Source organism: Limnohabitans sp. Rim11, assembly GCF_001269365.1.
Taxonomy (GTDB): domain Bacteria; phylum Pseudomonadota; class Gammaproteobacteria; order Burkholderiales; family Burkholderiaceae_C; genus Limnohabitans_A.
This window is the reverse complement of sequence record NZ_CXOM01000003.1, coordinates 83,424-106,892: the sequence shown is the minus strand read 5'-3', so window position 1 is coordinate 106,892 and position 23,469 is coordinate 83,424. Positions and strand designations below refer to the sequence as shown.

Here is a 23,469-nt window from a genome sequence, read left to right as displayed (position 1 = left end):
TCAGAATTAAATCAGTGTGATGAGGCCTGTAGGCTTGCATCAGGCTTGACCGTCTTTAGCAGCGTGAGCATTTCATTTTCAATGCGGTGCAATGCGTCTGCGGTATGACCTTCAAAGCGCAACACCAATACAGGTGTGGTGTTGGATGCGCGAATTAAGCCAAAGCCATCGGGCCAGTCAACACGCAAACCATCGATGTCCGAAATTTCTGCGGGTGCAGAAAAATATTGCGACGCGACTTTTAGCAGGGCTGCTGTGAGCGTATGCGGCTCGCCTTCTTTGCAAGCCACATTCAATTCGGGTGTACTGAAACTGGTAGGCAGCGCCTTCAAAACCGCATTGGCATCGGCACTGCGGCTGACAATTTCTAACAAACGACATCCTGCATAAGTGCCGTCGTCAAAACCATACCAGCGTTCTTTAAAGAAGATGTGACCGCTCATCTCGCCCCCCAAAGGGGCTTGGCCACCCTCTGCTTCAATTTGCTTCATCTTGGCTTTGATAAGAGAGTGACCCGTTTTGTACATCAAAGCTTGGCCACCCGCAGCGCGAATGGCAGGGGCCAATCGCTGTGAACACTTCACATCAAAAATAATGGTGCCGCCAGGAACTCGGCTTAACACATCCTCCGCAAACAATTGCATTTGTCGATCGGGATAAATGGTTTCGCCATCTTGGGTCACGATACCCAAACGATCGCCATCACCATCAAATGCAAGACCTAATTCGGCGCCCGTTGCTTTCAGAGTTGCAATCAAATCTTTCAAGTTGTCTGGCTTGCTGGGGTCTGGGTGGTGGTTGGGAAAGTTGCCATCAACTTCACTGAAGAGCTCAATGACTTCACAACCGATGGCTCTAAAAATGCCTGGCGCACTGGCGCCCGCAATACCGTTACCAGAGTCGACCACGATTTTCATAGGACGACTTAAGTGAATGCCCGACACAATGCGATCAATGTACGAAGCCAAAATTTCTACATTTTGAACAGAACCACCTGATGACAAGGACCAAGACTCTTGTTCAATGATGTGCTTGAGTGCTTGAATCTCGTCACCATAAATGGCACGGCCACCCAAAACCATCTTAAAGCCGTTGTCATCTTTAGGGTTGTGACTGCCGGTCACTTGGATACCGCTGTTGCAAAGGGTATTGGCTGCAAAATAAAGTTGAGGCGTGGTGGTGAAGCCGACGTCCAGAACCCGAATACCGACAGATACCAGTCCTCGAACCAGTGCAGCGGACAAGACAGGACCACTCAACCGACCGTCACGGCCTACTGCAACAATCAGACAATTTTCTTTCTTGGCCAGAGTGCCAAAAGCGCGACCTAAGGCTTCTGCCAATTCCTCGCTGAGGGTGCGCGGATAGGTACCGCGGATATCGTAGGCTTTAAAAATGGAAGCTGTGACTTGCATAAATAGAAGGGGGCAATTGACAGGGCCTTGAGCATTATGTTTGGACTCAAGATCAAGTTTTACATTGTAGGTGTCCTCCGCTGATTAAAGTATCAAATCAGGTACGATCCGCCTATGAAGTTTCATACTGAAATTTGTCAAATAACCACTGACACCGCCTGGGGACGCATGACCCTTGCAGCAAGCCCCGAGGGTTTGTGCGGCGCTTGGTTCGAACAGCAACAACATTTCCCCCAAACTAGAACTTGGCCTGTTGAGGCGAATAACCCCTTTCTAGTGCGTGCTCAAAAGTACCTTACCAATTTTGGCGAGGGTTTGATTCCTTCAGGCACTACTTCGCTAGATTTGTTGCAAGACTTACCGATCGATATCTCAGCAGGCACCCCTTTTCAACAAGCCGTCTGGATTGCCTTAATGCGCATACCGCTTGGACAAACTTGGACCTACGGTCAATTGGCTCAACTGATTGGCAAGCCGAGCGCTTCACGTGCGGTAGGCTCGGCGGTAGGACGCAACCCTATCAGCGTCTTAATCCCTTGTCACAGGGTCATCGGTAGTCAAGGCCAAATGACAGGTTACGCTGGCGGTTTAGAGCGCAAAGAAGCCCTTCTCCAATTGGAACTCAACAATTTCAGCAGGCCATCTAAAAAAATGGTCAATCCATCGTGAGTGCCCAAGCAACCAGGCAACCAACAACTGATTGGCGAACTGACTATGTGTTGCTAGGTGCATTGTGGGGCGCATCTTTTTTATTAATGCGAATGGGCGCCGCAGAATTTGGTCCTTTGGCCACAGCTTGGCTCAGAGTTCTGATTGCTGCCTTGATGTTACTGCCCTTGATGATGTGGCAGGGTCAATTATGTGTCTTTAAAGCCCACTGGAAACTGGTGCTTGGATTTGGCATCATCAATTCCGCCCTACCCTTTGCGCTGTATGCCTATGCCGTGATGCATATTTCTACGGGTTTATCAGCTATTTTGAACGCCTCTGTCCCCCTATTTGCGGCTTTGGTCGCTTGGATTTGGCTAGGTGATCGCTTGAACCGATGGCGCTTTGCAGGTTTGATCATCGGCTTTGTCGGTGTTTCGTTGTTAGCAAACAACCAAACCAGTTTTCACAACACGGCCAATCCAGATGCCAGTCCGCTGGGACAACACATGGCCATTGCAGCATGCCTGTTGGCAGTCATTTGCTACGCTTTGGCAGGCAGTTTCAACAAAAAGTACATGACCGATATGCCACCATTGGTCTCTGCCACTGGCAGTCAAATTGGCGCCAGCATTGCCCTGACATTGCCTGCCCTTTTGACCTTGCCAGAAACGATGCCAAGCGCGAAAGCTTGGCTTGGCATTTTGATGTTGGGCGTAGCCTGCACTGGCATTGCCTATTTCTTGTTCTTTAGACTGGTCCATCAAGCCGGTCCCTCAAAAGCCCTAACGGTGACTTTTTTGATTCCTGTATTTGCGCTTGTTTATGGCGTGATTTTCTTGGGTGAAACTGTCACCTTGATCATGGTGCTATTGGGCATGCTGGTCATTTTAGGGACCGCACTGTCCAGCGGCTTGTTTCCCAAAAAATGACGCGCACGCAATTGACCGCAGCCGCCTTCTACATCTTGTCCTGCTGAATTTCTGAGCTTGGTCAAAATGCCGCGTTGGTGTAAGGTGCGTGCAATTTCTGCAGCGCGTTCCCAAGAAGGTCTTTGGTACGGCAGATCGTCCACGCTGTTGTAGGGAATCATGTTGAGCAATGCGTACTTGCCCGTTAGCAGTTTCACAATGCCTTCTATTTCCTCTGGCGTATCGTTGATGCCTTTGAGCAGGGTCCATTGGTACTGAATGGGATAGCCCGTTTGCTGTGCATAAATTTCTGCAGCCTGCACCAATTCTTCGGGACTCATTTGCGGCGCACGTGGCAGCAACTGTGCGCGCAGATCTGCTCGGGTGGTATGCAAAGATAAAGCCAAGGCAGGCTTCACCAAGCCCTTGGGCAGTCGCTCAAAAACACGTGGGTCACCCACTGTAGAAAACACCAATGATTTGTGGGCAATGTTGCCCACTGTGCCCAGCACATCAATGGCCTCCATGACGTTGTCCAGATTGTGGGCAGGCTCACCCATGCCCATAAAGACAACTTTTTTAACAGGTCGATGTTGGCGTGCAAATACAACTTGCGCCACCATCTCGGCGCTGCCAACTTGCTTGATCAAACCGTCACGGCCAGTCATGCAAAAAACACAGCCCACGGCACACCCCACTTGCGATGAGACACATACACCATCGCGAGGCAAGCCCACAGTTTCAACAGTTTGACCATCGCTCATCGCCAACAACCAACGAATGGATCCATCTTGTGCGGGATGTGCAGATTGAAGTTGCAGCAAATTGGCCAGCGATTGCGAGAGTTCAGGCAATGCATTGCGCAGCGCTGTTGGCATAAAGCTCTCCAACGGGCGTCGACCGCTGTCTTGTGGTTTTGCTTGCGCCCACAACCTCAAAATGCGCTGTTCATGCAATGACTGCGCACCCAATCGCCGCAAGCGCTCGCGGATGGTGCTAATTTGGGTCAGTGGCAGATCGTTCATGACTTGCGTTGAGTGCCCTGAGGCAAGTCAATCACACATGCAGTAGCTTGAGCAATTGTTCTGGGCAATCAATTTGGGCATGGGCCTGCCAACGCTGCACATCAGCCTGAGCACCCAAATAACCATAAGTGGCAGCTACCGTTTTCATTTGGGCGGCATGACCCGCCACAATGTCGCGCTCATCGTCCCCCACATACACGCAGGCAGCAGGATCAACGCCCAATCGCTTGGCGGCCTCCAGCAAAGGTGCAGGGTGCGGTTTGGCATGCGGCGTGGTGTCGCCACTGATGACCACTGCTGCGCTTGCAAAAAGGGGCATGGCTTGGGTCAGCGGTTCTGCAAATCGTTTGGACTTGTTGGTCACCACACCCCAGGGCATTTTCAAGTCGACCAGTTCTTGAATGAGTTGGGCCACACCCTCAAATGCAAAAGTGCGCTCCGTCATACAAGACTCATAGTTCACAAAGAACTCTTCTTTGAGTTGTTCGTAGTCGGGGTGATCGGGTGTCCAACCAAATGCCAAAGCAATCATGCCCCTTGCGCCCGCGCCCGCCATGGGCCGGTAGTGCGATAGCGGCAATGAGGACATGCCTCTTGCAACACGCATTTTGTCTACCGCGGCACCCAGATCAGGGGCACTGTCGATGAGCGTGCCATCGAGGTCAAACAAGACTGCCTGAACATTCTCAAATTTCATCATCACAATCCAAGCCGAATAAGTTGCTATCAGTTGCTATCAATTGTTCAGTGGCTTTTGGGTAGCCATCAAGTAATTCACATCGGTGTCAGTGCCCAGGGCGTAATGACGTGTGAAGGGGTTGTATGTCATGCCCTTCATGTGCATCACATTCAAGCCGTTGGCGCGAACCCAATCTGCCAGCTCACTGGGCTTGATCATTCGGGCATATTCGTGTGTACCTTTGGGCAATAAGTTCAAGATGTATTCAGCGCCCACCACAGCAAACAGAAAAGATTTCGGGTTGCGGTTCAGGGTAGAAAAGAACACCCAACCACCCGGCTTCACCAAAGCCGAGCAAGCCTTCACCACAGATGAAGGATCAGGCACATGCTCCAACATTTCCATGCAGGTCACCACATCGTATTGACCGGCCTGCTCCTGCGCCAAATCTTCGGCGCTGATTTCTCGATATTGCACACCTTGCGTGCCAGCTTCCAGGGCATGCAACTGGGCCACTTTGAGTGACTTCACAGCCAAATCGGCACCCAACACCTCCGCGCCTTGTCGGGCCATGGCGTCGGACAAAATGCCACCGCCGCAGCCAATATCAACCACTTTTTTGCCAGCGAGTGGGGCCAATGTCTGAATCCAAGCCAATCGCAAAGGATTGATTTGGTGCAAGGGCTTGAATTCGCTTTCGGTGTCCCACCAACGGTGGGCCAGCTCCGAAAACTTGGCCAACTCAGCGGGGTCGACGTTGGATGAGGAAAATTGGGCGGAATTTGTAGGTGTGCTCATAGCCGACTATTGTCTCCGAAAGTAAAAAAGCCTCCCGAGGGAGGCTTTTAGCAATCTAAAGCAATTGAGTGAATCAACCGCTCAGAAGATTACTTGTTGGGGCGTGTACCCACAACTTCGATTTCAACGCGGCGGTTCTTAGAACGGCCAGCCGCTGTCTTGTTGTCAGCAACGGGTTGCTTCTCGCCCTTGCCTTCAGTGTAAACGCGGTTTTTCTCGATGCCTTTGGTGACCAAGTAAGCCTTGACAGCATCAGCGCGCTTGACAGACAACTTTTGGTTGTAAGCGTCAGAGCCAACAGAGTCGGTGTGACCCACAGCAATGATGACTTCCAAGTTGATGGCTTTGACCTTACCAGCCAAATCGTCCAACTTGGCTTTGCCGTCAGCTTTCAAGGCTGATTTGTTGAAATCAAAGAATGTGTCAGCGGCGTAAGTCACTTTGGTGGCAGCAGCTGGGGCTGGTCTTGGAGCAGGAGCAGCTGCTTTTGGAGCAGGCGCTGGAGCAGCTTTAGGAGCTGGAGCAGGAGCTGGGGCAGCTTTAGGGGCAACAATAGCGCCATCGCAACCAGCAGCGGCTGTGGCAGGCGTCCAGTTGGCATTACGCCAGCAAAGTTCAGCTGTACCGTTTTTCCAGGCGAGTTCGCCTGTGCCATTACGCCAGTTGTCGACAGTTTGAGCACCTGCGGCGGTTGCCAAGGCGGCTGTTGCCAACACCATTGCCACTTGATTGAATTTTTTCATGGTTCTCCTCATGGGGAATAAAAGCGCAGACATTCTGCGAGAAAAGATACGAAATGAATGACCATCACTCATTACGTTGAATTCATTGTGCCATAGGTCAGAGCCTAATTCCCCAAATTGATGGAATCACCTTGATGTGGGTCATTTCAAACAGAAGCATCTGTTGCAAATCAACGACACTCTTTGGACCTAAAATGGCAGTCTTTCACCCAGTGCGCCTGACCCCTCATGACCCAGTTTGCTAAAGAAACCCTCCCCATCAGCCTAGAAGAGGAGATGCGCCGCAGTTACCTCGACTACGCCATGAGCGTGATTGTGGGACGCGCCCTGCCCGATGCCCGAGACGGCCTCAAACCGGTGCACCGACGCGTGTTGTTCGCCATGCACGAGCTGAACAACGACTGGAACCGCGCCTACAAAAAATCGGCGCGTATTGTGGGTGACGTGATTGGTAAATACCATCCTCACGGCGACCAATCGGTCTATGACACCATTGTTCGCATGGCGCAAGATTTCTCCATGCGCCACATGTTGGTAGACGGTCAAGGCAACTTTGGTTCCGTGGACGGCGACAACGCTGCCGCCATGCGATACACCGAAATCCGTTTGGCCAAAATTGCCCACGAAATGTTGGCCGACATCGACAAAGAAACCGTCGACTTTGGGCCCAACTACGACGGCTCTGAAAAAGAACCTTTGGTCTTGCCTAGCCGCATTCCTAATTTGTTGGTCAATGGCTCTGGCGGTATTGCGGTGGGTATGGCCACCAACATTCCACCGCACAATTTGAACGAAGTGGTTGACGCTTGCTTGCACATGCTGCGCAACCCCGAAGCCACCATCGACGAGTTGATGGAAATCATTCCCGCGCCCGACTTCCCCACCGCCGGCATTATTTATGGCATCAGTGGTGTTAAAGAAGGTTACCGCACAGGCCGCGGCCGTGTGGTGATGCGCGCCAAGTGTCACTTTGAAGACATCGACAAAGGCCAGCGCCAATGCATCGTGGTAGACGAGTTGCCTTACCAAGTGAACAAGAAAACCTTGCAAGAACGCATGGCCGAATTGGTTCACGAGAAAAAGATTGAAGGCATCAGCCACATTCAAGACGAGTCCGACAAATCGGGCATGCGTCTGGTCATTGAACTGAAGCGCGGTGAAGTGCCAGAAGTGGTGTTGAACAATCTGTACAAACAGACCCAGTTGCAAGACACCTTTGGTATCAACATGGTGGCTCTCATTGATGGTCAGCCCAAGTTATGCAACCTCAAAGACCTGATCAGCGTGTTCTTGCAACACCGCCGCGAAGTGGTCACACGCCGCACGGTGTTTACCTTGCGCAAAGCCCGCGAACGCGGTCATGTGCTGGAAGGTTTGGCCGTTGCCTTGGCAAACATCGACGAGTTCATTGCCATCATTCGCAATGCGCCTACGCCCCCTGTGGCCAAAGCCGAATTGATGACCCGCCGTTGGGACAGCAAGTTGGTTCGCGAGATGCTCACACGCACCCGCGCCGATGGCGGCGCTGTGAATGCAGACGATTACCGTCCCGATGGTTTGGAAAAAGACTTCGGCATGGGCAACGACGGCTTGTACCGCCTGAGCGACACCCAAGCCCAAGAAATTTTGCAGATGCGTCTGCAACGCTTGACCGGTCTGGAACAAGACAAGATTGTGGTTGAGTACAAAGAAGTGATGTCCGAGATTGAAGACTTGCTCGACATCTTGGCCAAGCCCGAGCGCGTGTCCACCATCATCGGCACCGAGCTGGGCGAATTGCGCCAAGAGTTTGGGCAAACCAAAATTGGCGCTCGTCGCAGCTTCATTGAAAACAATGCCCAAGATTTGGCCACCGAAGACCTGATCACCCCCACCGACATGGTGGTGACTTTGTCGCACAGCGGTTACATCAAGAGCCAGCCTTTGTCTGAATACCGCGCCCAAAAACGCGGCGGTCGCGGCAAGCAAGCCACGGCCACCAAAGAAGACGATTGGATTGATCAACTTTTCATTGCCAACACACACGATTACATCTTGTGCTTCTCCAACCGCGGCCGTTTGTACTGGCTCAAAGTGTGGGAAGTGCCTGCGGGTTCACGCGGTTCGCGTGGCCGCCCCATCGTCAACATGTTCCCCTTGCAAGAAGGCGAAAAGATCAATGTGGTCTTGCCTTTAACAGGCGACATGCGCAGCTTCCCTGCCGACCATTACGTGTTCATGGGCACCTCCATGGGCACCGTGAAGAAAACATCTCTGGATGAATTCAGCAACCCACGCAAGGCCGGCATCATTGCCGTGGACTTGGACGAAGGCGACTTCTTAATTGGCGCCGCACTCACAGACGGCAAGCACGATGTGATGTTGTTCAGCGATGGCGGCAAAGCCGTTCGCTTTGACGAAAACGATGTGCGCCCCATGGGACGCAATGCACGCGGTGTGCGCGGCATGATGCTGGACGACACGCAAAGCGTGATTGCCATGTTGGTGGCCGAAGACGAGCAGCAAAGTGTTTTGACGGCCACCGAAAATGGTTTCGGCAAACGCACTTCCATTACGGAATACACACGCCACGGCCGTGGCACCAAAGGCATGATTGCCATCCAGCAATCTGAGCGCAATGGCAAAGTGGTCGCGGCCACCTTGGTGCACGCCGACGACGAAATCATGTTGATCACTGACACGGGTGTGTTGGTTCGTACGCGCGTTGCTGAAATTCGCGAACTGGGTCGTGCCACACAAGGCGTGACTTTGATTGGCTTGGACGATGGCGCCAAATTGTCTGGCTTGCAACGCATTGTGGAAAACGATGCCAACGTGCAAGATGATTCGGCAGACGGTGCTGCTGATGCTGAAGGCGGTGATACCGCCGCTGGCACCGACGAAGGTGGTTCTGCTGAATGACACGACCCTTTAACTTCTCTGCCGGCCCTGCCGCCATTCCCGATGCCGTCTTGATTCAAGCCGCCAGCGAAATGCTGGATTGGCATGGAAGCGGCATGGGCGTGATGGAAATGAGCCATCGCGGCAAAGAGTTCATGTCGATTTACGAAGAAGCAGAAGCTGACCTTCGTGAATTGTTGGCCGTTCCCGCCCATTTCAAAATCTTGTTCATGCAAGGTGGCGGCATTGCAGAGAATGCCATCGTGCCTTTGAACTTGTCGCAAGAAGGCACTGTTGACTTTGTGGTGACCGGAAGCTGGAGCCAAAAATCTTTCAAAGAGGCTGCGCAGTTTTGCTCACCTCATTTGGCAGCCAGCGCACAAAGCACCAAGTTCACCACCGTCCCCTCGCCTGCCGCATGGCAGTTGAGTGGTAACGCAAGCTATGTCCATATTTGCACCAACGAAACCATCGATGGCGTTGAATACCATGCTTTGCCCGATCTGAAGGCTTTGGGCAGCAACGCGCCATTGGTCATTGATTTTTCTTCGCATGTCGCGTCACGCAGCATTGACTGGTCCAAAGTGGGCTTGGCATTTGGCGGCGCACAAAAGAACTTAGGTCCTGCAGGGCTGACCTTGGTGGTCGTTCGGGAAGACCTCTTGGGCAATGCCATGAAGCATTGCCCTAGCGCGTTCAATTACAAACTGGTGGCCGACAACGGCTCGATGTTCAACACGCCACCCACTTACTCAATTTACATTGCCGGTTTGGTTTTCAAGTGGTTGAAAGCTCAAACTGAAAATGGCATGACGGGTGTGGCCGCCATGGAACAACGCAACATGGCCAAGGCCAAGTTGCTGTATGACTACCTCGACCAATCTCAGTTGTACGAAAACCGCGTAGACACATCATGCCGCTCGCGCATGAACATTCCCTTCTATCTGCGCGACGAGTCTCGCAACGACGCCTTCTTGGCAGGTGCCAAAGCACGTGGCTTGCTGCAACTCAAAGGTCACAAATCTGTCGGCGGTATGCGCGCCAGCATTTACAACGCCATGCCGCTGGAAGGCGTGCAGGCGCTGGTGTCTTACCTTAAAGATTTCGAAACAAAGCAGGCTTGAGCGGAACCGTTCAACCGTTTGACTTTCACCACCGAACTCACTATGACGCAACCTATTCAATCAGACGCCTTGGGCGAACTGCGCATTCAAATCGACTCGCTCGATCAGCAGCTCTTGAGCCTGCTGAACCAGCGCGCCATGGTGGCTGAAAAAGTAGGAGAGATCAAACGCGCAGAAGGCTCGCCCTTCTTCCGCCCTGATCGCGTGGCGCAAGTCATTGCCAAAATTGAAAAGGCCAATCAAGGCCCCTTGCTGAACGCGCACGTGGCTTCCATTTGGCGCGAAATCATGTCGGCCTGTTTGGCCCTTGAAGCGCCACAGCGCGTTGCAGTTCTGGGCCCACAAGGAACTTTCTGCGAACAAGCAGCCATTGAATTTTTTGGCAGTGCAGCCAACCTAATTTACTGCAACAACTTCGACGAAGTGTTTCATGCCACGGCCGCAGGCACCGCACAGTTTGGCGTGGTTGGCATGGAGAACTCCACAGAAGGCGTCGTCGCACGGTCACTTGATTTGTTCTTGCGCTCACCCGTTCATGTGATTGGCGAAGTAAGCTTGTTGGTTCGACACAATTTGCTGCGTCAAACTGACAACCTCAAAGACATTGAAGTGGTGTTAGCCCACCCACAAGCATTGGCCCAGTGCCAGACGTGGCTCACACAAAATTTGCCAAACGCCGAGCGTCGTGCGGTATCTAGCAACGCTGAAGGTGCCAGATTGGCTGCTACCAACCCAGCTTGGGCTGGTTTGGCCAGCGAACGCGCAGCGTCCCAATTTGGTTTGCACATCGTGGCACACGCCATTCAAGACGAAGCCACCAACCGCACGCGTTTTGCTGTGATTTGCTTGCCCCAAACTTTGGCCACACCGCCCGTGTCTGGCAAAGACTGCACCAGCTTGGTGGTCTCCGTGCCCAACAAGCCAGGCGCTGTGCATGACTTGCTCATGCCGCTCAAGAACAATGGCGTGTCGATGACGCGCTTTGAATCTCGACCTGCCAAATCGGGCCAGTGGGAATACTATTTCTACATCGACATTCAAGGCCACATTTCACAACCGCATGTGGCGGCTGCCTTGCAAGAACTGCAAGGCCTGTGCGCCTTTTACAAGGTTTTGGGTTCTTACCCCATTCCGGAATGAAGTTCGAAAAAGTCGCTCTCATTGGCTGCGGTCTGATGGGCGGCTCGTTTGCCTTGGCTGCAAAAAGAGCTGGCTGGGCACCTTTCATCGTGGGCTACAGCGCCTCTGAATCATCGCGTCAAAAAGCGCTCGGCATGGGCGTGATTGACTTGGCGGTGAACAACATTGAACAAGCCGTACAAGGTGCTGACTTGGTTTTATTGGCCGTGCCGGTGAAGGCGACAGAAGCTTGCTTTAAAGTCATTGCACCCGCCTTGAAATCAGAAGCGCTTTTGATGGACGTTGGCTCCACCAAGTCAGACATCGTTGCAGCAGCGCTCAACACTTTGGGCGACAAACTTGGGTGCTTTGTCCCAGTGCATCCCATTGCAGGCAAAGAGGTGGCAGGTGTAGAGCATTCAGATGCTGATCTGTACAAAGATCGTGCATTGATCGTCACGCCCATGGCCAGCTCAGGTGCCACACAAGTTCAGTTGGCCAAGCAAGTCTGGAAAAGCTTAGGCAGCTACATCACAGAACTCACGCCAGCCGCCCACGATGCGGCTTTTGCTGCGGTGAGCCACCTGCCGCATGTGTTGTCCTACGCCATCATTCGAGGCATCTTTCAACAGCACAACGGCCCTGACTTGATTGCCCTGGGCGGCCCTGGTTTCAGAGATTTCTCGCGCATTGCTGCCAGCGATCCGGTGGTATGGCGCGACATCTTGACCACCAATCGGGACCAAGTCTTGTTGCAAATCAGACACTTCAAAGACGCCCTGAGCGACTTTGAAAAAGCCATTCAAGACAACGAGCCTCAAGCGCTTGAAGACATGATTCGCCAAGCCAGTGATTTGCGTTTCAATTGGCGCATGGGTGCCAGCCAAAATTCAGAAAAATAAATCAGCCAACATGTTTGCAACAGCGTTTCTCGATCTTCCTTCCCTGCAACAAGCAGGCGGCACTGTCACGCTGCCAGGCTCCAAAAGTATTTCTAATCGCGTCTTGTTGTTGTCCGCACTTTGCACTGGTAGCACTTGGGTGCACGACCTTTTAGATTCAGACGACACCCGCGTGATGTTGGCCGCATTGCGCCAACTCGGATGCGGCGTTGAACCCAAGGCGGGCACCAACAGTGTTTGCATTACGGGCTTAGGACAAAGCACTTCGAATGGCCTCTCAGCTGGATTGAAAAAACCCACCGAAGCCATCGAATTTTTCATGGGCAACGCCGGCACGGCCATGCGACCTCTGACAGCAGCCTTGGCTGTGATGGGCGGCGACTTCACCCTCAAAGGTGTGCCGCGCATGCACGAACGCCCCATTGGCGATTTGGTCGATGCCCTTCTTCTCTTGGGTTGCCACATTGATTATTTGGGCAACGAGGGCTACCCACCCTTGCGCGTTTTGTCGCCTCAACTGCAACTCGACAAGCCCATTCAAGTTCGCGGCGATGTGTCCAGCCAGTTCCTCACGGCACTCTTAATGTCGCTGCCATTGGCCGCACAAAAAGACATTGTGATCGAAGTGGTGGGCGAACTCATTTCCAAGCCGTACATCGAAATAACCTTGAACTTGTTGGCGCGTTACGGCATCAACGTGAAGCGCGATGCTTGGCAACGTTTCACCATCCCCGCTGGTAGCCACTACACCTCACCAGGCGAAATTCACGTTGAAGCCGATGCGTCATCGGCCAGCTACTTCATCGCTTTAGGTGCATTGGCCGCCACCGACCAAGCGGTTCGCATTCAAGGCGTGGGCGCATCCTCCATTCAAGGTGACATTCGCTTCATGGAAGCCGCAGCCCAAATGGGTGCTCACATTGAGAGTGGTCCCAATTGGCTAGAAATCAAACGCGGTGCATGGCCCCTCAAAGCCATCGACTTGGACTGCAATCACATTCCTGATGCCGCCATGACCTTGGCCGTCATGGCCCTTTATGCCGACGGCCCCACCACCCTGCGCAACATTGCCAGCTGGCGAGTGAAGGAAACCGATCGCATTGCGGCCATGGCCAAAGAATCGCGCAAGTTGGGTGCACAAGTGGAAGAAGGCCCAGATTGGTTGCGCATTCATCCCTTACCCGCAGGCCAGTGGCAAGCCGCCAGCATTCACACCTACGACGATCACCGCGTGGCCATGTGTTTCTCTTTGGCAGCCTTCAACGCCGACCAACAAGCTGTGCGCATTGAAGATCCCAAGTGTGTGGCCAAAACCTTCCCCGATTATTTTGAGGCGCTGTTCTCTTTGACGCAAACACCGGCAGACCGCATTCCCGTGATTTGCATCGATGGACCCACCGCCTCAGGCAAAGGCACTTTGTCTAGTTTGGTGGCCGAGCGTTTGGGCTATCACTACTTAGACTCCGGCGCCCTTTACCGGGTGACCGCCTATGCTGCTTTGCAGGCCGGTTTGAGTCTAGAGACGGCCAACGAGTCCGCCATTGCCGCCATGGCCGAAAAGCTTCCCGTGCGTTTTGAAGGCGACCGAGTCTTGCTCAATGACCAAGACGTGACCGACGCGATCCGCAGCGAAGAAGGTGGAATGAACGCGTCCAAGGTGTCGACCTTGCCCGCCGTTCGAGTGGCTTTGGTGGCCCTTCAGCACAGTTTCCAGCGCCTGCCGGGCCTCCTTGCCGATGGCCGCGACATGGGCACCGTCATCTTTCCTGGCGCGCCTTTGAAGGTGTTTTTGACCGCCAGCGCCGCAAAAAGAGCCGATCGTCGCTATAAGCAATTGATTTCTAAAGGTTTTCAGGCTAAAATCGCCGATCTTCGGGCTGACTTAGAGGCTCGCGACGCACGAGACACATCTCGCAGCGTGGCACCCTTAAAGCCAGCGCGAGACGCAATGCTGCTAGACAACTCAGATTTGAGCATCGATCAATCGGTGACCCAGGTCCTTGACTGGTGGCAGAGCAAACAAAACTTCCCAGTTTAAAAACGTTATTTTAAAAACAAAGAAGTTTTGAAGAGGTCCACAAGGCACCCTCCGCGCTGCTTGCGCATTTGTCTTGTGGTTCATCAACTTAACCCGCGTGAAAACGCAAACAACCGCCGCATCTAGCCTTGTTAACGACGCAATCCTGCAGTCGTCAGACCTTTTTGCGGATTAGGAACTTGAATGTCAGAATCTTTTGCAGCCCTATTTGAAGAATCACTGAAGCGCACGGAAATGCGCCCAGGCGAAGTGATCACCGCTGAAGTTGTTCGCATCGAACACAACTTCGTGGTTGTTAACGCCGGCCTCAAATCTGAAGCCTACGTGCCCCTGGAAGAATTCAAATCAGATCTGGGCGAAATCGAAGTCCAAGTGGGCGACTTCGTGTCTGTGGCCATCGGTTCCATCGAGAACGGCTACGGCGACACCATTTTGAGCCGTGACACTGCCAAGCGTTTGGCATCATGGTTGTCCTTGGAAAAAGCCTTGGAATCCGGCGAATTCGTCACCGGCACCACCAGCGGCAAAGTCAAAGGCGGCCTCACCGTTTTGGTCAACGGCATTCGTGCTTTCTTGCCAGGTTCATTGGTTGACACACGTCCTACCAAAGACCTGTCACCGTACGAAAACAAGACCATGGAATTCAAGGTCATCAAGTTGGACCGCAAGCGCAACAACGTTGTGTTGTCACGCCGTGCTGTGGTCGAAGCTTCGATGGGCGAAGAGCGCGCCAAACTGATGGAAAACCTCCGCGAAGGTTCCGTCGTTCATGGTGTGGTCAAGAACATCACCGAATACGGTGCATTCGTTGACTTGGGCGGCATCGATGGTTTGCTGCACATCACCGACATGGCATGGCGCCGTGTTCGTCACCCTTCCGAAGTGGTGCAAGCCGGTCAAGAAATTACCGCCAAGATCCTCAAGTTCGACACCGAGAAAAACCGCGTGTCCTTGGGTCTCAAGCAAATGGGCGACGATCCTTGGATGGGCGTCAACCGCCGCTACCCACAAAGCACCCGCATGTTCGGCAAGATCACCAACATCGCCGACTACGGCGCATTTGTGGAACTCGAGCCAGGCATCGAAGGCTTGGTGCACGTCTCTGAAATGGACTGGACCAACAAGAACGTGGCACCTTCCAAGATCGTGTCATTGGGCGACGAAGTCGAAGTCATGGTTTTGGAAATCGACGAAGACAAGCGCCGCATCAGCTTGGGTATGAAACAGTGCCGTGCTAACCCATGGCAAGAGTTTGCTCAAAACACCAAGCGTGGCGACCGCGTCAAAGGCCCGATCAAGTCCATCACCGACTTCGGTGTGTTCGTGGGCTTGGCTGCTGGCATCGACGGTTTGGTTCACTTGTCCGACTTGTCATGGAACGAAACTGGCGAAGCCGCTGTTCGTAACTACAAGAAGGGTCAAGACGTTGAAGCCATCGTGTTGGCAGTCGACGTTGAGCGCGAGCGCATCAGCTTGGGCATCAAACAACTCGACGGCGACCCCTTCACCACATTCGTGACAGTGAACGACAAGGGCCAAACAGTGACTGGTAAAGTCAAAACTGTTGACGCTCGCGGCGCTGAAATCGACTTGGGCGACGACATCATTGGTTACTTGCGCGCCAGCGAAATTTCACGCGATCGCGTGGAAGACGCTCGCAGCTTGTTGAAAGAAGGCGACGAAGTCACAGCAGTGGTCGTCAACGTCGATCGCAAGACACGCAACATCCAGTTGTCCATCAAGGCCAAAGATGCTGCTGACCAAAATGAAGCCATGGCTTCATTAAGCCAACAGTCTTCACGTGAAAACGCTGGCACCACCAGCTTGGGCGCTTTGTTGCGTGCCAAGTTGGACAACAACGATTCAGCTGAATGATCTGCTGAAGACTAAAGCCTCTTGCCTGGCCCCTCTAGGGGTTGGGCAGAGGCTTTTTCTATGCCTCTCGCACATTTCTCCCTATGACCCGCTCCGACCTCGTTGAAGCCTTGGCCGCGCGCTTTGAGCAACTGACTCACCGTGACGCCGAATTCGCCGTCAAAACGGTGTTAGATGCCATGAGCGAAGCTTTGGTCAAAGGCCACCGCATTGAAATTCGCGGCTTTGGCAGCTTCACCATCAACCGTCGCCCTCCTCGCGTGGGACGCAATCCACGGTCTGGCGAAAGCGTTCAAATACCTGAGAAGCGCGTTCCTCACTTTAAGCCTGGCAAAGCACTGCGCGAAGCCGTCGATCAAGGCTCTTTAGACGTTTTGCACGGCAAATCTGAATAAGCTGCATTCTTGCGCTGAAGAATAAATTGGGCCCTAGAAGGGCCTTTTTTGCATCTGTGCTTGTCATCGCTTTAGAATGGCAGGGCTGTCTGAGGCCATTCATGAAACAATTTCTCAAGCTGCTTCAGTGGACACTGAATGCCGCTGTCTTTTTTACCTTATTTGCTTTCGCGCTGAACAACCAGCACGAAGCCAAGGTTTACTTTTTCTTTGGAACGCAATGGCGTTCGCCCATGGTCCTGATTGTTTTAATCGCCTTTGCAATGGGCATGATTGTGGGCGTCTTGGGCATGGTGCCCCGTTGGTGGCGTCAAAAGCAAGCTGCCAATACGGCACAAGCGGCACAAGCGTCGCAAACCCCCAACACACAAAATCAACCGCAAAATCTCGGCGCAGCGCCCAACGCATCCGAGGCAAGTCATGGAACTTGACCTCATTTGGATCCTGATTGGATTGCCCCTGGCATTTGGCTTGGGCTGGCTGGCTTCGCGCCTAGACTTGCGTCAATTGCGCATCGACAACCGGCAAGCCCCAAGGGCTTATTTCAAAGGCCTCAACTTCTTGCTCAACGAGCAGCAAGACAAAGCCATTGACGCCTTCATTGAAGCGGTTCAAAACGACCCCGACACATCTGAGTTGCACTTTGCCTTAGGCAACCTCTTCAGAAGACGCGGTGAATATGAGCGCGCTGTTCGAGTTCACGAACATCTACTTTCAAGGGGCGACTTAAGCACCGCCGATCGTCAGCGTGCGCAAAATGCATTGGCCAAAGATTACGTCAAAGCAGGTCTGCTTGACCGCGCTGAAGATGCTCTCAAAAAACTAGAAGGCACATCGTTTGAAGGCCAAGCTCGCTTGGCACGTTTGGCCATTTATGAACGCTCTCGTGAATGGCCTCAAGCCAGAGAAGTGGCTGAGCAACTCGAACTGTCGGGCGAAGTGAGCTTCTCGGTTCGGAAAGCCCATTACCTTTGCGAGCAAGCAAGGGAGTTGAATGCACAAGGCGATGCTGCAGGCGCGGCCAAATTGTTAGAGACCGCCATGACTGAGGCACCCGATGCACCGCGGCCTCGTCTGCTGCTGGGCCAGCTTCAGCTGAACATGGGTCTGGCGGTTCAAGCTTGCGAAACCTTGGGGCAATTGTTTGATAAAGGCTCTGTTGCGGCCCCCCTGGCCAGCAGCAGCTTGGTTAGAGCAGCGCTGTCTGCACAGCGGGTGCCACAAACGCTTCAACTGCTTCAAACACACTATGCGCAATCGCCCTGCATTGATGTGATGGATGCCATCGTGGCCCTAGAAAAAGCCAACCATGCCAGCGACGAACAAGCACGGCAACGCTACATCGAACACCTCCAAAAACAGCCCTCTTTGTTGGCCGCTTCACGCTGGCTAGCAGGTGCAGATCTTGGCAACGAGACCACCCGTGCACCTGTGCAAAAAGCCCTCGAACAAGCCTCAAGGCCTTTGGCCAGGTACCGATGCGCAGCCTGTGGTTTTGAAGCCAAAGAACATTTTTGGCACTGCCCTGGTTGCCAAGCTTGGGACAGCTATCCGCCAAGACGTGTGGAAGAGCTCTAAATCTTTCAGTCATTTGCAAGCCCTGTCCTTGGGTTGCAAACTGCACACAACACAACCCAATCGCGGTTGAATTGAATTTGCACCACCAATGGGGTTGGTGCCAATTTTAGGAATTCAACATGTTGAAAAAAATCTTAGCCGTCTCAGCCTTGCTGTTCTCTCTGTCCAGTTTTGCTGCAGTCGATGTCAACAAAGCCAATGCCGCCGATCTCGATGGCATCAAAGGCATTGGCCCCTCGTTGTCAGGCAAAATTTTGAAAGAGCGCAACAAAGGTCAATTCAAAGATTGGCCCGACTTGATGCACCGCGTCAGTGGCATGGGCGAAAAAAATTCAGCCAAACTGTCTGCCCAGGGACTGACTGTCAACGGAGCAGACTACAAAGGAAGTGGTGCTGGCCAAACGGCCAATGTCAAACCCAATGAAAAGTCTTCAGATAAATCATCAGATAAGTCTGCTGACAAGACTGCCGACAAAAACAGCGACAAATCCAAATCAGCCAAGTCTTAAAGCGCAGCCCTTAACCCACACCAAACCCGCCACCCCCAGGTGTATGTATCTCAAACACATCGCCTGGGGCCATTTCAACTTGAGCAATGTGTTGCAAGTCTTCTACCTCCCCATTCAAGCGCCTCACCCGGTTGAGACCCAGCGCACCGGGCTGACCGCCTGCTGCACCAAACGCCGGAAAGACGCGGCCATTGGACAAAATGCCGGCCGTCATGGGCTCTAAAAAACGGATGCACCGAACACCGCCCATACCGCCTTGCCACTTTCCCAAACCGCCAGAGCCCTGTCGAAGCGAATAACTTTCCAAACGAACAGGAAATCTGAACTCCAATATTTCAGGATCGGTCAAACGCGAATTGGTCATGTTGGTTTGAACCACAGAGGTGCCATTGAAGCCAGAAAGCACCGCTCCTGAATCGTTCAATTCAACACCTGCACCACTGCCACCCGAAATGGTCTCGTAATACTGGTACTTGGCGTTGCCAAACGTGAAGTTGTTCATGGTGGGCTGACTGCCCGCCATCACACCCAGAGCGCCGAACAAAGCGTTGGTGATGCAGCTGGAAGTTTCCACATTGCCCGCCACCACTGAGGCCGGGAAATTGGGATTAAGCATGCAGCCTTCTGGAATGATTACATTCAAAGGCTTCAAGCAACCAGCATTCAAAGGAATGTCATCATTCACTAAACTTCTGAACACATACAACACAGCAGCCATACAAACTGCCGTAGGTGCGTTGAAATTGTTGGTCTGCTGAGGACTGGTACCCGTGAAATCAATTTCTGCACTTCGGTTTTTGGCATCTACGCGCACAGCCACCTGAATTTGAGCGCCATTGTCTAAAGGCAATGTGAATGCACCATCCCTCAATCGAGTGATGACACGGCGTACTGACTCTTCGGCATTGTCTTGAACGTGACGCATGTAGGCTTGAACCACATCCAACCCAAACTCGGCCACCATTTTTCGAAGCTCTTGCACGCCCTTTTCGTTGGCTGCCAACTGCGCTCGCAAGTCGGCCATGTTTTGTTGTGGATTGCGACTGGGGAATTGGCCACTGGCCAACAAAGCAAGCATGTTTTGCTCTTGCAACACACCTGCAGACACCAACTTGACGTTGTTGATTTGCACACCTTCTTCTTGAATGGTGGTGGAAAAAGGTGGCATAGAGCCTGGCGTGGTGCCGCCAATATCAGCATGATGACCACGCGAGCCCACATAAAACTCAGGTTGACTTGCACCTTCTAAAAACACAGGCGTGATGACGGTGACATCGGGCAAGTGCGTCCCACCGTGATAAGGGTCATTCAAAACAAACACATCACCGCGCTGCATCTTGCCAGCGTTTTCGCGTATCACTGTTTTGATGCTCTCCCCCATGCTGCCAAGATGCACAGGCATGTGCGGCGCGTTGGCAATGAGGTGGCCTTCTGCGCTGAACAAAGCACAAGAAAAATCAAGGCGCTCTTTGATGTTGACGGAGTAAGCGGTGTTTTGCAATTGCAAACCCATTTGCTCGGCAATGTTCATGAAGAGGTTGTTGAACACTTCAAGCAGCACTGGGTCGACTGTAGTACCGGCAGCATGTTTGGCTTGACGAACTTCAAGGCGATTCAGCAACAAGTGGTCTAGGGCGGTTACTTGTGCTTGCCACCCAGGCTCTACCACCGTGGTGGCGTTCTTCTCGGCAATGATGGCCGGGCCAGCAATCACATCGCCAATGCGCAAATCTTCACGTACAAACAAACCTGCATCCCACCAACGTGACTCGCCATCAGAACCAGCAGAATACATTTTGACCGTAGCTCGTTTGGGCACATCGCGTAACGCATTTAGCGCATGAGGCACTTCAACAGACGCATCACCTTTGATAATCGCTTCAACAGAAACAGCCTCTACCATGAGTGCTTTGCCTATCATCAAAAATGCAAATCGTTGACGGTAAGCCTGTTCAAAACGCGCGGTGATTTCTGCCAAGCTGCCCATGCTGACCACCAGCGCAGAATCGCTACCTTCATAGCGAACATGCACGCGCTCGTGCAATTCAATGGCATCGCCCAAAGCTTGCTTGGCCAACGCAGCACGCGCAGTATCGCCCAAGCTTTGAAGCGGCGCTGCCAAAGACGGCATGGCCTCGGGTGTGAGGCGCAACTCAACGGCTTGCTCGCGAATCAAACTTTGATCGGCCAAGCCCATGCCATAGGCTGACAGTACACCAGCCAGGGGGTGAACATAAACTTGCTGCATGCCCAGCGCATCGGCCACCAAGCACGCGTGCTGGCCTCCGGCGCCACCAAAACATTGCAAGGTGTAGCGTGTCACGTCATAGCCGCGTGCCACAGAAATTTTCTTGATGGCGTTGGCCATCTGCTGCACAGCGATGCGCAAGAAACCATCTGCAATGGCTTCTGCAGTTCGGTTCATTTGAGATGACAACGCAGCAAAGCGTTCAGCCACGGCCTGCTTGTCCAAACGCTGATTGCCTTCAGGGCCAAACACAGCGGGGAAAAAATCGGGCTGCACTTTGCCCACCAACACGTTGGCATCGGTCACCGCCAAAGGGCCACCACGCCTGTAACTGGCAGGCCCAGGATTGGCGCCCGCGCTTTGAGGCCCCACACGCAAACGTGCCCCATCAAACTGCAGCAAAGAACCGCCACCTGCAGCCACCGTGTGAATGCTCATCATGGGCGCACGCATGCGAATGCCGGCCACTTGCGTTTCAAACTCACGCTCAAATTGACCTGCGTAATGCGACACATCGGTAGACGTACCGCCCATGTCAAAGCCAATCACTTTGTCGTGACCAGCTCCTTCGGCTGTTCGCGCCATGCCCACAATACCGCCCGCAGGGCCACTCAAGATAGCGTCTTTACCCGCAAAGGCATGGGCGTCGGTCAGGCCGCCCGAGGACTGCATGAACATCAGCTTAACGCCTGGCATTTCACTGGCCACTTGGTCAACATAGCGACGCAAAATGGGCGACAGATAAGCGTCCACCACCGTGGTGTCGCCACGGCTGACAAACTTCATCAAGGGGCTGGTTTGATGCGAGGTGCTGATTTGTGTGAAGCCAATCTCACGCGCTAATTGTGCAGCCATGGCTTCATGTTGTTGGTAGCGATAAGCGTGCATGAACACAATGGCCACGCTGCGAATACCGGCATCAAACTGCACCTGTAGTTGAACGCGCAATGCCCCTGTGTTCAAGGCTTCAATGAAATCGCCTTGTGCCGACATTCGCTCTTGGGCTTCAATGACTTCGCTGTAAAGCAGTTCAGGCAATACGATGTTGCGGTCAAACAAACGCGGTCTGTTTTGATAGGCAATGCGCAAAGCGTCTCGAAAACCTTGCGTGGTGACCAACAAGGTGCGCTCACCTTTTCGCTCTAACAGTGCATTGGTGGCCACCGTGGTGCCCATCTTGACGCAACTCACCAATTTGGGGCTGACGGTCTCATTGGATTTCAATCCCAGCAAATGACGAATACCTGCCACCGCCGCGTCTTTGTACTGATCGGGGTTTTCAGACAACAGTTTGTGGGTGACCAACTGGCCATCAGGCCTTTTGCCAACGATGTCGGTGAAAGTACCCCCTCTGTCAATCCAGAATTGCCACAGCGGACTGGACGGTAAGCTCGTCATTGAATTTCCTTAAAACTACAGCGCGACTCGACTTATAGGCGGTCTGATTTCAACGCTTATCGAAAGCGATGTTAAACCTTTCAGACTAATCTTTAAGGCGAACTTCGCGTTTCTACCAAGACGGGCCTGTATTTTGCATTTGCAGTCGGTGCTATTCTTGCAAGGCTTTCCGATTTTTTTCATTCAACGGAGTTCACATGAAAAGACGTCTTCTTTCTCAAGCCCTGATCACCACCTTGTTCGCTTTGGGTGGCATCGCCTCAGCTCAAGCCCAAACCAAGTGGGACTTGCCCGCGGCCTACCCCGCCAACAATTTCCACACCGAAAACTTGGTGCAATTTGCCAACGATGTTGAAAAAGCCTCTGGCGGCAAGTTGAAAATCACGGTTCATGCCAATGCCTCTTTGTTCAAAGCACCCGAAATCAAGCGTGCCGTCCAAGGTGGCCAAGCACAAATTGGTGAAATCTTATTGGCTAACTTTCAAAATGAATGGCAACTTTTTGGTGCCGATGGCCTGCCGTTCTTGGCAGATAGCTACGACGAATCCTTCAAACTTTACAAAGTACAGCGCCCCTTCCTAGAGAAGAAATTGGGCGAGCAAGGCATGATGTTGCTATACGCAGTGGCATGGCCTCCACAAGGCATCTATGTGAAAAAGCCCATCAACTCTGCCGCAGATTTGAAGGGTGTGAAATGGCGCGCCTACAGCCCCTCTACCGCACGTATTGCTGAATTGGTGGGCGCACAGCCTGTCACGGTTCAAGCCGCAGAACTCTCTCAAGCCATGGCCACTGGCGTGGTTGAAAGCTACATGTCATCTGGCTCCACCGGCTACGACACCAAAACCTACGAGCACATCAAGTACTGGTACGACACCCAAGCTTGGTTGCCCAAAAACGCGGTCATCATGAACAAAGCCGCGTTTGATGCCCTCGATGCAGGCACCAAACAAGCCGTCTTAAAAGCAGGCGCTGATGCCGACGCACGCGGCTGGAAAGTGTCTCAAGCCAAAAATGGCGAGTACATTGACTTGCTCAAAAAGAATGGCATGAACATCGTCACACCATCAGCCCAACTCAAAGCCGATATGAAAAAAGTGGGCGATGTGATGTTGAAGGAATGGCTTGAAAAAGCGGGCCCTGAAGGAAAAGCATTGGTTGACGCCTACAAAAAGCCTTGATCA

General features: G+C 52.9%; 19 protein-coding genes. 13 read left to right on the top strand and 6 right to left on the bottom strand.

From position 1 onward, the window contains the following. Positions 1-11: 11 nt before the first annotated feature. A complete protein-coding gene (locus tag AMM03_RS09585) occupies positions 12-1,415 on the bottom strand; it encodes a phosphomannomutase/phosphoglucomutase (RefSeq protein WP_090131015.1) in 1,404 nt (467 codons plus the stop codon). Between the two features lie 114 nt (positions 1,416-1,529). Between AMM03_RS09585 and AMM03_RS09580 the strand changes: the two genes are divergently transcribed. Continuing rightward, positions 1,530-2,084, top strand: a complete 555-nt coding sequence (locus tag AMM03_RS09580) for a methylated-DNA--[protein]-cysteine S-methyltransferase (protein WP_090131013.1) — start codon at positions 1,530-1,532, stop codon at positions 2,082-2,084. Then, positions 2,081-2,995 (top strand): DMT family transporter, encoded by a 915-nt coding sequence (locus AMM03_RS09575; protein WP_090131011.1) that lies wholly within the window; start codon positions 2,081-2,083, stop codon positions 2,993-2,995. The genes AMM03_RS09580 and AMM03_RS09575 overlap by 4 nt, the downstream gene beginning before the upstream one ends. Here the strand turns inward: AMM03_RS09575 and AMM03_RS09570 are convergent. From AMM03_RS09570 to ompA, 4 genes are all read right to left on the bottom strand, one after another. After that, entirely contained in the window at positions 2,887-3,999 is a 1,113-nt protein-coding gene (locus AMM03_RS09570; RefSeq protein ID WP_090131009.1) for an RNA methyltransferase, read from the bottom strand. The genes AMM03_RS09575 and AMM03_RS09570 overlap by 109 nt on opposite strands. Positions 4,000-4,030: 31 nt before the next feature. Continuing rightward, complete coding sequence (locus AMM03_RS09565) at positions 4,031-4,696, bottom strand: HAD-IA family hydrolase (protein WP_090131007.1); 666 nt, start codon at positions 4,694-4,696, stop codon at positions 4,031-4,033. A 39-nt stretch (positions 4,697-4,735) separates the two neighbouring features. Further along, positions 4,736-5,476 (bottom strand): bifunctional 2-polyprenyl-6-hydroxyphenol methylase/3-demethylubiquinol 3-O-methyltransferase UbiG, encoded by a 741-nt coding sequence (gene ubiG / locus AMM03_RS09560; RefSeq protein WP_090131004.1) that lies wholly within the window; start codon positions 5,474-5,476, stop codon positions 4,736-4,738. Between the two features lie 89 nt (positions 5,477-5,565). Then, entirely contained in the window at positions 5,566-6,219 is a 654-nt protein-coding gene (gene ompA, locus AMM03_RS09555) for an outer membrane protein OmpA (RefSeq protein WP_090131002.1), read from the bottom strand. Between the two features lie 228 nt (positions 6,220-6,447). On the opposite strand from ompA, the gene gyrA reads away from it, so the two are divergent. The 10 genes from gyrA (at position 6,448) to AMM03_RS09505 (ending at position 18,639) form a co-directional block, all read left to right on the top strand. Continuing rightward, positions 6,448-9,120, top strand: coding sequence for a DNA gyrase subunit A (gene gyrA, locus AMM03_RS09550; RefSeq protein ID WP_090130996.1), 2,673 nt, complete (start codon positions 6,448-6,450; stop codon positions 9,118-9,120). Then, the gene (gene serC, locus AMM03_RS09545) at positions 9,117-10,223 is read left to right on the top strand and encodes a 3-phosphoserine/phosphohydroxythreonine transaminase (protein ID WP_090130993.1); all 1,107 of its coding nucleotides are present in this window, start codon (positions 9,117-9,119) and stop codon (positions 10,221-10,223) included. Before gyrA ends, serC begins: the two co-directional genes overlap by 4 nt. 42 nt (positions 10,224-10,265) lie before the next feature. After that, positions 10,266-11,363, top strand: coding sequence for a prephenate dehydratase (pheA, locus tag AMM03_RS09540; protein WP_090130991.1), 1,098 nt, complete (start codon positions 10,266-10,268; stop codon positions 11,361-11,363). Then, positions 11,360-12,244: a prephenate dehydrogenase gene (locus AMM03_RS09535; protein WP_090130988.1), complete on the top strand. Its 885-nt coding sequence runs from the start codon at positions 11,360-11,362 to the stop codon at positions 12,242-12,244. The genes pheA and AMM03_RS09535 overlap by 4 nt, the downstream gene beginning before the upstream one ends. Before the next feature lie 10 nt (positions 12,245-12,254). Further along, positions 12,255-14,282: a bifunctional 3-phosphoshikimate 1-carboxyvinyltransferase/cytidylate kinase gene (locus tag AMM03_RS09530; protein ID WP_090131542.1), complete on the top strand. Its 2,028-nt coding sequence runs from the start codon at positions 12,255-12,257 to the stop codon at positions 14,280-14,282. Positions 14,283-14,465: 183 nt separating this feature from the next. Continuing rightward, complete coding sequence (gene rpsA, locus AMM03_RS09525) at positions 14,466-16,157, top strand: 30S ribosomal protein S1 (RefSeq protein ID WP_090130986.1); 1,692 nt, start codon at positions 14,466-14,468, stop codon at positions 16,155-16,157. A gap of 83 nt (positions 16,158-16,240) precedes the next feature. Continuing rightward, the gene (locus AMM03_RS09520; RefSeq protein ID WP_090130985.1) at positions 16,241-16,552 is read left to right on the top strand and encodes an integration host factor subunit beta; all 312 of its coding nucleotides are present in this window, start codon (positions 16,241-16,243) and stop codon (positions 16,550-16,552) included. A 101-nt stretch (positions 16,553-16,653) separates the two neighbouring features. After that, the gene (locus AMM03_RS09515; RefSeq protein WP_090130983.1) at positions 16,654-16,983 is read left to right on the top strand and encodes a LapA family protein; all 330 of its coding nucleotides are present in this window, start codon (positions 16,654-16,656) and stop codon (positions 16,981-16,983) included. Further along, a complete protein-coding gene (gene lapB / locus AMM03_RS09510) occupies positions 16,973-18,130 on the top strand; it encodes a lipopolysaccharide assembly protein LapB (RefSeq protein WP_090130981.1) in 1,158 nt (385 codons plus the stop codon). Before AMM03_RS09515 ends, lapB begins: the two co-directional genes overlap by 11 nt. A gap of 119 nt (positions 18,131-18,249) precedes the next feature. Beyond that, complete coding sequence (locus tag AMM03_RS09505; RefSeq protein WP_090130979.1) at positions 18,250-18,639, top strand: ComEA family DNA-binding protein; 390 nt, start codon at positions 18,250-18,252, stop codon at positions 18,637-18,639. A gap of 10 nt (positions 18,640-18,649) precedes the next feature. Here the strand turns inward: AMM03_RS09505 and AMM03_RS09500 are convergent, their stop codons facing one another. Then, positions 18,650-22,285, bottom strand: coding sequence for a hydantoinase B/oxoprolinase family protein (locus AMM03_RS09500; RefSeq protein ID WP_090130977.1), 3,636 nt, complete (start codon positions 22,283-22,285; stop codon positions 18,650-18,652). 197 nt (positions 22,286-22,482) lie between these two features. Between AMM03_RS09500 and AMM03_RS09495 the strand changes: the two genes are divergently transcribed. After that, positions 22,483-23,466, top strand: coding sequence for a TRAP transporter substrate-binding protein (locus AMM03_RS09495; protein ID WP_090130975.1), 984 nt, complete (start codon positions 22,483-22,485; stop codon positions 23,464-23,466). The last annotated feature ends 3 nt before the right edge of the window (positions 23,467-23,469 follow it).

Coding starts and splice junctions, on each gene's coding strand:
- AMM03_RS09585 (WP_090131015.1), bottom strand. CDS start 1,415: ATGCAAGTCACAGCTTCCATTTTTAAAGCCTACGATATCCGCGGTACC.
- AMM03_RS09580 (WP_090131013.1), top strand. CDS start 1,530: ATGAAGTTTCATACTGAAATTTGTCAAATAACCACTGACACCGCCTGG.
- AMM03_RS09570 (WP_090131009.1), bottom strand. CDS start 3,999: ATGAACGATCTGCCACTGACCCAAATTAGCACCATCCGCGAGCGCTTG.
- AMM03_RS09565 (WP_090131007.1), bottom strand. CDS start 4,696: ATGAAATTTGAGAATGTTCAGGCAGTCTTGTTTGACCTCGATGGCACG.
- ubiG (WP_090131004.1), bottom strand. CDS start 5,476: ATGAGCACACCTACAAATTCCGCCCAATTTTCCTCATCCAACGTCGAC.
- ompA (WP_090131002.1), bottom strand. CDS start 6,219: ATGAAAAAATTCAATCAAGTGGCAATGGTGTTGGCAACAGCCGCCTTG.
- gyrA (WP_090130996.1), top strand. CDS start 6,448: ATGACCCAGTTTGCTAAAGAAACCCTCCCCATCAGCCTAGAAGAGGAG.
- serC (WP_090130993.1), top strand. CDS start 9,117: ATGACACGACCCTTTAACTTCTCTGCCGGCCCTGCCGCCATTCCCGAT.
- pheA (WP_090130991.1), top strand. CDS start 10,266: ATGACGCAACCTATTCAATCAGACGCCTTGGGCGAACTGCGCATTCAA.
- AMM03_RS09535 (WP_090130988.1), top strand. CDS start 11,360: ATGAAGTTCGAAAAAGTCGCTCTCATTGGCTGCGGTCTGATGGGCGGC.
- AMM03_RS09530 (WP_090131542.1), top strand. CDS start 12,255: ATGTTTGCAACAGCGTTTCTCGATCTTCCTTCCCTGCAACAAGCAGGC.
- rpsA (WP_090130986.1), top strand. CDS start 14,466: ATGTCAGAATCTTTTGCAGCCCTATTTGAAGAATCACTGAAGCGCACG.
- AMM03_RS09520 (WP_090130985.1), top strand. CDS start 16,241: ATGACCCGCTCCGACCTCGTTGAAGCCTTGGCCGCGCGCTTTGAGCAA.
- AMM03_RS09515 (WP_090130983.1), top strand. CDS start 16,654: ATGAAACAATTTCTCAAGCTGCTTCAGTGGACACTGAATGCCGCTGTC.
- lapB (WP_090130981.1), top strand. CDS start 16,973: ATGGAACTTGACCTCATTTGGATCCTGATTGGATTGCCCCTGGCATTT.
- AMM03_RS09505 (WP_090130979.1), top strand. CDS start 18,250: ATGTTGAAAAAAATCTTAGCCGTCTCAGCCTTGCTGTTCTCTCTGTCC.
- AMM03_RS09500 (WP_090130977.1), bottom strand. CDS start 22,285: ATGACGAGCTTACCGTCCAGTCCGCTGTGGCAATTCTGGATTGACAGA.
- AMM03_RS09495 (WP_090130975.1), top strand. CDS start 22,483: ATGAAAAGACGTCTTCTTTCTCAAGCCCTGATCACCACCTTGTTCGCT.